The following is a 9,694-nucleotide window of genomic DNA, read 5'->3' on the forward strand; positions in this document are numbered from 1 at the left end:
TTAGATAACGTTATTATTGATGGTGAAGCAATAGATGAGATAGGAAAATTAGCAAATGTTGAAGAGGACATAGCTGCAATTACTGAGAAAGCTATGCAAGGGGAAATAGACTTTGAAACTTCTATTAAAGACAGAGTACAACTTCTTGAAGGTACTTCTATCGAAGATATCGAAAAAGTTGCTGATGATCTTCCATTAATGCCTGGAGCTTGCAAAACCGTCAAATGTCTAAAAGATAAAGATGTAGATGTAGCTATCATTAGTGGTAGTTTTGATGTAGTGGCTGATAAAATTAAAGATAAACTTGGAGTTGACACAGTTTATACTAACAGTTTCACAGTCGAAGATGGTAAATTAACTGGTGAAGTGACTGGTCCTTTAGTATCCGGTTCTAAATTAGATGTATTAAAAGACCACGTCGAACAAGCAGGAATTACTTTAGATGAAGTAGTTGCTGTTGGAGATGGCGCTAACGACATTTCCATGATTGAATCAGCAGGTTGCGGAATTGCATTCAATGCAAAAGATTCCGTAAAAGAAATTGCTGATGTAGTAGTAGAAGAAAAAGACTTGTGCAAAGTCTTATGTGAAATCCTTAATCAATTAACCACTGATGATGCTGAAACTGAAACTGTAGAAGAAGAAGTAGCTGAAGAAGCTGAAGCTGAAGAAGTAGCCGAAGAGGCTGAAGCTGAAACTGTCGAAGAAGCTGAAGAAGAACCTGCTGAAGAAGCAGAGGCTGAAGAAGTAGCTGAAGAACCGGCTAAAGAAGAAGCTGAAGCTGAAAAAGCAAAACCTAAAAAAGCTGATAAAGGTCTTCCTGAATCCAATTTTGTTCTCGCTGACACTATGGAAGGTGTAAGAAAACAAAAAGATGAAAAAGAAGCTGAAATCTCCAGAGTTGCTGATGAAAGAGAAGAATACAATAAAATAGCTAAAGAACAACGTAAAATTAGAGATGAATTAAACGCATCTTTAAAAGAAAACTTAAACAAAGCTATTGAATACAGAAACGAGCGTAATGAAATCAACAAACAAGTTGAAGAAGCTAAAAAAGCTCGTAATGAGGCAAACAATAAAATTAAAAGTTTAGAATGGTCTTCAGGTAAACGTGACAAAATCAAAATAGAAAATGAAATCAAAAAGATTGATAAAATCATTGAAACTCGCGTTTTAGACATTAAAAAAGAAAATCAGCTTGTTAAAAATGCAAACGATCTCAGAAAACAATTAATGGAAATTCATGAAGATGAATCCGTTAAAAACGAAGCTCAAGAACTCAAAAAATTATCTGAAGAAGAGCACGAAAAAGTTATCACTCTTTCCGAACAAGCTCAAACAGCTCACGAAGAGATGCTTAATTACTTCAGAAAAACTGATGACATCAGAACTGCGGCTGATGAAGCACACAAAAAATTCATCGAAGCACGTAAAAACGCTTCCGCTAAACATGAAGAGTTCAAAGCTATCTTAAGCGATATTCATGTTATCAACAAAAAATTAGGTTCCAACAAACCTAAAAAGAGGAAAAACGATAACAAACCTTCTGGCGGTTCCAACAAAAACCGTGAAGAAAAAGAAAGAGCTGAAGAAATCTTTGCTAAATTCAAACAAGGTGGAAAAGTATCTACTGAAGAGATTTTACTCTTGCAAAAATATAATATAGGTTAATTTTAACCTATCTTTTTTTATTTTTTTTAGGTTTTAGCATGTCCGAAGAAAAAATTGAAACTTGTTTTATCTGCGGTAAAAAGTTTGATATGAACAAAGCGGACCTTGGTTATTACCGTAATGGCAAATATCCGATTTGTGATTATTGTGCGGACTTTTATCGTTTTTACAATGAGGATCTCTAATTTTCAATTCATTTTTTCAAATTTTCAAAAATCTTTTTTTTTATAGAAATATTTTTATACTAGATATTCTTTTAAATTTTATTCATATCATTTTGTAAGTGTGAGGGAAGAATAACATGCATGAAGTAATCGTATGCGAAAAGCCAACATCTGCTGAAAAAATAGCTAAAGCACTTTCTCCAAGTGCAAAAAAGAAAGTCTATAACAAAAAAGTAAAATACTGGGAACTTAAGAAAGATTCAAAGGATATTACAGTGGTGTCCGCTGTAGGACATTTATATTCATTAACTCCGGACAATCCAAAGGATAAGGTTTATTTTGACCTTCATTGGGCTCCGGCTTATGAAGTAAATAAAAGGGGCGGCGGTTTTACCAAAGATTATGTTAGAGCCATCAAGAAACTTGGAAAAAATGCAGATTCCTATGTTCATGCATGCGATTATGATACTGAAGGAACTTTAATAGGTTATAATGCAATCAAGTATGCCTGCAATCAGGATAACCTAACTAAAATTTCCCGTATGAAGTTTTCAACATTGACAAAAAAGGATCTTCTCGAAGCATATGACAATAGAATTGAGTTGGATATGAACCAGGTGGACAAGGGTATTGCAAGGCATGTCCTTGATTACTATTTTGGTGTCAACATTTCAAAGGCTTTGATGAAATCCGTCAGCAGAGCCAAATACAGATTCCTAAAATTATCTGCAGGCCGTGTTCAAACACCTACATTGTCAATTCTTGTTGACAGGGAAAAGGAAATCAAAAATTTCGTTCCAGAACCATACTGGTTGATTAAGGCCATTATTGAAGGCAAAATTGAAGTTGACCATGTGGACGGCAAGATTTTTGATAAGGAAAGGGCCGAAGAGATAATGGCAAAATGTCAGGGAAAAGATGCGACTGTTGACAAGATTTCATTGTCAAACTCCTCAACCAAGCCCCCGGTTCCGTTTAACTTGGGGGGCCTTCAGTCTGAAGCGTATAATGTTTTCGGATTTTCCCCTAAAAAGACTCAGACTATTGCTCAAAACCTTTATACTTCCGGATATACTTCTTATCCTCGTACTTCCTCTCAAAAATTGCCTGAAAGTCTTGATTTCAAATCAATATTCAGCCAATTAAGTCATGATGGAGAATTCGCAAAGCATATTTCCCAACTTCCATCTAAACTAAAACCGAACAACGGTAAGAAAGAGGATGCGGCACACCCTGCTATTCACCCGACCGGAATTTTGCCTCAAGGATTATCCAGGGACGATAAAAAGATTTATCAACTCATTGTCTATCGATTTATTTCTGTATTTTTCGAAGCAGCAAAATTCGAGACCATGAGCACAACTTTGGACATTGAGGGTGAAAAGTTCCGTTTCAGGCGCAGAAGAGTCACCCATAAGGGATGGATGGAGCATTATCCGTACAGAAAAATCGATGATGAAGAGTTTCCGGACATCAAGGAAGGAGACCAAATCAAAGTTTTGGATTTGATTTCAGATGAAAAGGAAACCAAACCTCCTGCAAGATATAATCAGGCTTCTCTTATAAAAGAACTTGAAAAAAGAGAACTTGGAACTAAAGCTACCCGTGCTGATATCATTGATAAGTTATATGACCGTAAGTACATAAACGGTACCCAGCAAATTGAAGTTAATCAGCTGGGAGAGAACATGATTGATACTTTAGGCACATACTGCAAGGATTTGACTTCCGAAGAGCTTACCCGTGATTTTGAAAACAGACTTGAAGGTATTGGAAACAATACTGCAACCCGTCAAGAGATCATAAAGGACGGTGAAAAGGAAGTCAATGTCATTTTGTCAGACATTGAGAGCAACTATAAGGAGATTGGCTCAAAATTGTATGAATCCTATCAGGAAAGTAACATTGTGGGAACATGTAAGGTTTGCGGTGGAAATCTCGTTAAAAGATATTCTCCGAAAACTAAAAGCTATTTTGTCGGATGTTCCAATTATCCTGATTGTACAGCCAGCTATTCAATCCCTAAAGGCACAAATTTCTTGAAGAAGACTTGTGAAAAATGTGGGTTGCCAATCATTTCCTTTGGAAAACCTCGTCAGCGCGCATGCCTGGATTCCAATTGCGGCAAGGATAAGACTAAACCGTATGAGCCTGAAGAGGTGGGAGTTTGTCCTGAATGTGGTAAACCGCTTCTTAAACGCTCCGGCCGTTATGGTGAATTCATTGGATGCAAAGGATTTCCAAAATGCAGGTTCACCTGTTCTGTTGATGAGCTTGAAGCTAAACTCAAGTAATCCTTTTCTTTTTTTTAAAATATATTTTATTTTTTTTCAAAAGAACAGTATTACGATTTTTTTCGTATGATTATGTTTAGTAATAATTCTTAATTTTGTTTATTTTAAATCACTTTTTTTTCAATTAATTTAATTTTGTTTGCTTCATGTTATGCAAAATACTTAATAATGTTAAAAAATAAATCTATAATCTAATAAAAATATTTTATCAAAATTTCAATTTACAATATTTTTATTTATTAAGATTTTATTATTGTTTGAATTTGAGTTAAACAATATTATTCAATAAATTAAATGAGGATTTATATGAATAGAGAAACAATGTTGACAATAACCAAGTCAGTAATTATTATTTTAATCTTGTTGGCAGTTGTTTTTGCTCTTAAAATGCCTGCAGCAGATTTAAATATACTTAATGATGAGGCTAAAGGATATTATACTGATTCTTCTGGTCTTCCTTATTTCAGTGAAATGGATTCATATTATAACTTTAGGTTGACAGAAGATTATGTGGATCATGGTTTTGTTGGTGACGAGAAGATAAACGGCAGTGAATGGGATATGCATAGGGTAGCCCCTGATGGAGTGGAGGTTAACTATGAGCTGGCCATTGTTCACGTCACATCATTCTTACATGATTTTGCGAATAAATATTTTGGCAATTACTCTCTTAAGGAAGTGGCATTCTGGACAGGTGCCATCATATCAACCCTTGCAGTAATTCCAGCATTTATTTTCGCAAGAAGATTAACTAACGATTATGGGGCAATTGTTGCTACAATAATTATAGTGCTTGCTCCGAACTACTTTGCGCACACTTTCCCAGGATTTTTCGATACAGATATGTTCTATTACATATGGGCATTACTGTTCATATTATTCTTTGTAGAGAGTATACGTGCAAAGAATATTATTTTTAAGGTTTTATTTGCAATTCTATCAATAGTTGCAGTGGGATTATTCTCCTTATCATGGACTGGTTACATATTTTATGTCGGTCTTATGGGAATATTCTCTATTGTCTACTTACTTGCATGTTATTACTTTAATATTGGAGATGATGACCCTGGAGACTATCCAAGCAAATTGCAATGGTTTATTCACCAAAATCCGTTTAAATCCATTATTATTTTGGGTATCGTAGGATTCGTAGGTCTTGCTATATTCAGAGGTTTAGATGGTGTAACCGGTATTTTCGGTAGTTTATTATCCTTGCTTTCATTGCAATCCGCTTCCAGAGTAATTGGTGGATTCCCGAACGTTCTCGTTTCTGTTGCAGAGATGCAAATTCCATCAATGATTGGTGGTGGCGGTATGACTGCAATGTTTTTAGCAAACACTAACGGTGCAGTTAACGGTATAGGTGGTATTGCAGTTTTATTCGCAGGTTTAACAGTATTATACACTTTTGTTTCCAATGCATTCAAGTTCAGAAGTGCTAAACCAAAATCATCAGCGAATTCTAATGTAAAACCACACAAATCAAAAAGAGTGTCTTCATCTAAAAAACTCGATGACAGTTACAGGATTGACTTTAACATAGGCGGTCTTAATTTCGGTTCTTCAGATGAGATTTTCTCAGATAAACGTTTAGTCATATTATACGGAGCATTATTCATCGTATGGGTAATTGCTACCGCGCTAGCAGTAACCAGAGGTTCAAGGTTCATTACCACACTGGCATTGCCATTTGGTCTTATGGCAGGAATCTTTGTCGGTTTTGCTATCGATTATATTAAAAACAAATTGGATGATGACAGATGGTTGCTTGTAATAATCTGTTTTGCAGCATTTTTAATGGCTGTTCCATTGGCTTTATTGAATTTGGTTTGGGGTATTGCCGCATTTGCAATCATTGTTGCGGCCGGTGCAATAACCACTTACGCTCTCAAGTCCAAAGCAGAATCAGGCAACAAAGTTCCAATTAAAAAATATGTTGCGGTAATAGCTATTGTACTTGCCTTGATAAGTCCAAGTATTTGTGGAGCTTATTTAACATCCGAAACAGTTGTTCCAGGTACTAGTGATCCAATGTGGGATGCAATGCAATGGATTAATGAAACCCAACCGAATAATACAGTCATTACATCCTGGTGGGACTTCGGTTACCTCTTTGAGATTGCTGCCGATAGACAAGTAACATTCGATGGGGGTTCCCAATCCGGTGACCGTGCATTCTGGTTAGGTAAGGCAATGACAACGGATAATCTGCAGCTGTCTGCTGGTATTTTCAGAATGCTCGATACATCAGGAGAAAGAGCAGTGAATAGTTTAGTAAACATTACAAACGATACAGGTAAATCAACAGATATACTTATAGATATCTTGCCTAAATCAGCTTCTGATGCTCAGAAAACATTAGTGGACAAGTATCACTTGACATCCGGTCAGGCAAAAGAGATAGTTAACTACACTCACCCTTCAAATCCACGTCCGGTAATATTTGTTGCATCTTCAGATATGCTTCAAAAAGCAGGTTGGTGGACTTACTTCGGAGCTTGGAACTTCACTAACCAAAGTTCTCAAGGTTACACATATAATGTTCCAACCCAACAGGTTGAAGTTAAACCTGGCGGATCAGGTAAATTGTCATTAGTCAACGGTCAGGGAATGACTGTTAATGCCGTCATACAAAGAGGCAGCGGAAATAATACAACTACAGCATACACTGAAGCTGTATACTCAGATACCGGTAAACAGATTATGGTAAATGATACTCCATACAACCCATACAATATTTCAAACATTATGGTCATTGAAGATGGATATCTTATGAAAAACGAATCTGTGGGTGATGTTAAAGATGCTAACTTCACTATGTTCCTGATTGGAGATGGAAACATGTATTCACCAATCTTATTGAGCAATGAATTGGTTAATTCAATGTTTACCAGATTATACCTTTTAGGCGGTTCAGGCCAAAACGTATTCGAGCCGGTCCATAGTGAACCTGGTGTAATGCTGTTCAAAGTGAACTTTGATGGCAGCAGTTCTAATACAACTAGTACTTAGATTAGGATTTTCCTAATCTTCTTTTTTTTTATTTTTGTAATATGGTGATTTAATGGGGATAGAAGAGAAAATTAAAGATATTGAGGAAGAAATTCAGAAGACACCATATAATAAAGCGACTTCACACCACATTGGTAAGCTTAAAGCCAAATTATCCAAATTAAAGGAAGAATCTTTACAAAGAAGCAGCGGCGGGTCTAAAGGTCAAGGATTTCATATTAAGAAATCCGGGGATGCTACTGTAGTGCTTGTAGGATTTCCTTCCGTTGGAAAATCTACTCTCTTAAATGAAATTACCAATGCTGAAAGTAAGGTGGGAGCATATCAGTTTACAACATTGGATATTGTTCCTGGTGTAATGGAACACAAAAATGCTAAAATTCAAATTTTTGACATTCCAGGTATTATTACAGGAGCAAGCAGCGGTAAAGGAAGAGGTAAGGAAATCTTGTCTGTAGCTAGAACTGCCGATTTGATTTTGGTTGTGTTGGACACATTGAATCCGCAGCATTTGGATGTTATTATAAACGAATTGAGAAGTATTGGTATCAGACCTAATGAAAAACCGCCTGACGTCACAGTCAATAGAAAAAAACTTGGTGGTGTTAAAGTTTCTTCAACATGTCCTCTTACTCATTTGGATGAAAAAACAATCAGATCAATAATTAATGAGTATGGTATGCATAATGCAGATGTTCTTTTCCGTGATGACGTAACAATGGACCAGTTCATCGATGTGCTTGACAGGAACAAGTCTTATGTTCCGATGTTGATTTTGTTAAATAAGGTGGATCTTGTTGATGAAGCATACCTTGAAGAGCTTAAAAAATACATTCCGGAGTTCATTCCGATTTCCGCAGATAAGAAAACAAATATTGAAGAGCTGAAAGATACAATATTTGACAACTTGGATTTGGTAAGGGTTTATTTAAAGCCACAAGGAAGAAAAGCGGATATGGAAGACCCATTGGTTATCAAAAAGGGTTCTACTGTAATAGACGCATGCGGAAAACTCCATAGGGAATTTGTCAAAAACTTCAGGCATGCAAAGGTTTGGGGAACATCAGTTAAATTCCCAGGTCAAAAGGTAGGTCCGGACCATGTTCTTGAAGATGAAGATGTTTTAAGAATTATTTTGAAAAAATAATTCTTTTTTTGATTTTTATGAGTCAAACTATTTTTATAACAGGCACTCCGTGCACAGGAAAGACAACCGTCAGTGAAGTTTTATCCAATAATCTCAACTGTAAACTAATTAAAATCAATGATTTGGCTATTGAAAATGATTTTGTTTTAGGCATTGATGAGGACAAGGGCTATAAAGTCATTGATATAGATGCCCTGGACGATAAAGTTTCTCAAATTATTAGTGAGAGTGATGAACTGCTTGTTTTTGAAGGACATCTGTCCCATTTATGTTCCGGTGCAGATAAGGTAATCGTTTTAAGGGTTCATCCCGATATTTTGCGTGAAAGGCTTGAAGCAAGAGGTTATTCGGAATCCAAAATTCGTGAAAACCTTGAGGCTGAGGCATTGGGAGTCTGCAGCGCTGAAGCTTTTGATGAGTATGGGGATAGGATTTCAGAAATCGATGCAAGCGACCTGTCAATCGATGAGATAGTCTGTCTGATTAATGATGTTATTTCGGATAAAAGGGTGTTTCCCGTTGGGGAAGTCAACTTTATGGATTGGCTGATTTAGCATTATTTTTTTTAAAAATTATTTTTCACAAAAATTTTCTGAAATTCCACAACATTTATAAATAGTGATGAACATAGTTATTCTTAATATTCATATTAACCTAAGGTTAAATTTCTTAACTATGGTTTTTGTTTTAATTTGCGCAAATCATTTTAATCCAATCATGAATATTATATCCTACATAAAGGAGGATATTTTGAGTAGAGGAAAACGACCAAAATGGATGATTGAAATAGCTATTGAAAGGATGAATATTCTTTTCGAACGTGCTGAGATGGAATTCATCACCCATCCGGAACGATCTCATCGCTATGCAGAGCTTGCATTGAAATTGTCCACTAAATACAATACGAAGGTTCCTGAAAAATGGAGACGAAGATATTGTAGGAAATGTGGGAAGTTCCTTTACCCTGGTCATAATTGCACCGTCCGGCTAGTTAACTCAGAGGTTAACATTTTTTGTGGTGAATGTGGCCATGTTATGAAAATTCCTTATCATAAGGAGAAAAAAGAAAAAAGGAGAGCTAAATATGAGTCAATCAAAAAAAGAAATGATGAATAGAGCTCTTTCCGCTATGACAATCAACATCGGTAAAGCAGGCGTAAATGAAAATGTTATTGAAGAGATTAAACGCCAGCTCAAAGCCAACGAGATTGTCAAACTTAAATTTGCAAAAAATATCGCTAGAGATAAAGATAAATACATCGACGATATAGTCACTCAAACCAAAGCTAAGCTTATAGATGTTAGAGGACACGTTGCTGTTATTTATAAAAAAAAGCCTTAAACATTATAAATTTAGAGTTACAGGCCCTATTTTTTTAGGTCTTAAATTTACAGTGGATTAAGCT

General features: G+C 35.8%; 8 protein-coding genes. All 8 read left to right on the forward strand.

Features of this window, described 5'->3' with window-relative positions; translation table 11 throughout:
- A partial coding sequence (gene serB, locus E7Z77_RS07530) for a phosphoserine phosphatase SerB (protein ID WP_292752297.1) occupies positions 1–1,671 on the forward strand: 1,671 nt, incomplete at its 5' end.
- Positions 1,672–1,709: 38 nt separating this feature from the next.
- A complete protein-coding gene (locus E7Z77_RS07535) occupies positions 1,710–1,856 on the forward strand; it encodes a hypothetical protein (RefSeq protein ID WP_292752300.1) in 147 nt (48 codons plus the stop codon).
- Positions 1,857–1,972: 116 nt separating this feature from the next.
- Positions 1,973–4,129: a DNA topoisomerase I gene (gene topA / locus E7Z77_RS07540; protein ID WP_292752303.1), complete on the forward strand. Its 2,157-nt coding sequence runs from the start codon at positions 1,973–1,975 to the stop codon at positions 4,127–4,129.
- A gap of 306 nt (positions 4,130–4,435) precedes the next feature.
- Positions 4,436–7,141 carry an STT3 domain-containing protein gene (locus tag E7Z77_RS07545; protein WP_292752306.1) on the forward strand — a complete coding sequence of 902 codons (2,706 nt, stop codon included), beginning with the start codon at positions 4,436–4,438 and terminating at the stop codon, positions 7,139–7,141.
- A gap of 52 nt (positions 7,142–7,193) precedes the next feature.
- A complete protein-coding gene (locus tag E7Z77_RS07550) occupies positions 7,194–8,288 on the forward strand; it encodes a GTP-binding protein (RefSeq protein WP_292752309.1) in 1,095 nt (364 codons plus the stop codon).
- Between the two features lie 17 nt (positions 8,289–8,305).
- A complete protein-coding gene (locus E7Z77_RS07555; protein WP_292752312.1) occupies positions 8,306–8,842 on the forward strand; it encodes an adenylate kinase family protein in 537 nt (178 codons plus the stop codon).
- Between the two features lie 196 nt (positions 8,843–9,038).
- Positions 9,039–9,404: a ribonuclease P protein component 4 gene (locus E7Z77_RS07560; RefSeq protein WP_292752314.1), complete on the forward strand. Its 366-nt coding sequence runs from the start codon at positions 9,039–9,041 to the stop codon at positions 9,402–9,404.
- Complete coding sequence (locus E7Z77_RS07565; protein WP_292752317.1) at positions 9,373–9,630, forward strand: YhbY family RNA-binding protein; 258 nt, start codon at positions 9,373–9,375, stop codon at positions 9,628–9,630. Before E7Z77_RS07560 ends, E7Z77_RS07565 begins: the two co-directional genes overlap by 32 nt.
- Positions 9,631–9,694 lie beyond the last annotated feature (64 nt).

It is taken from the genome of Methanobrevibacter sp. (assembly GCF_015062985.1).
Taxonomy (GTDB): Archaea; Methanobacteriota; Methanobacteria; order Methanobacteriales; family Methanobacteriaceae; genus Methanocatella.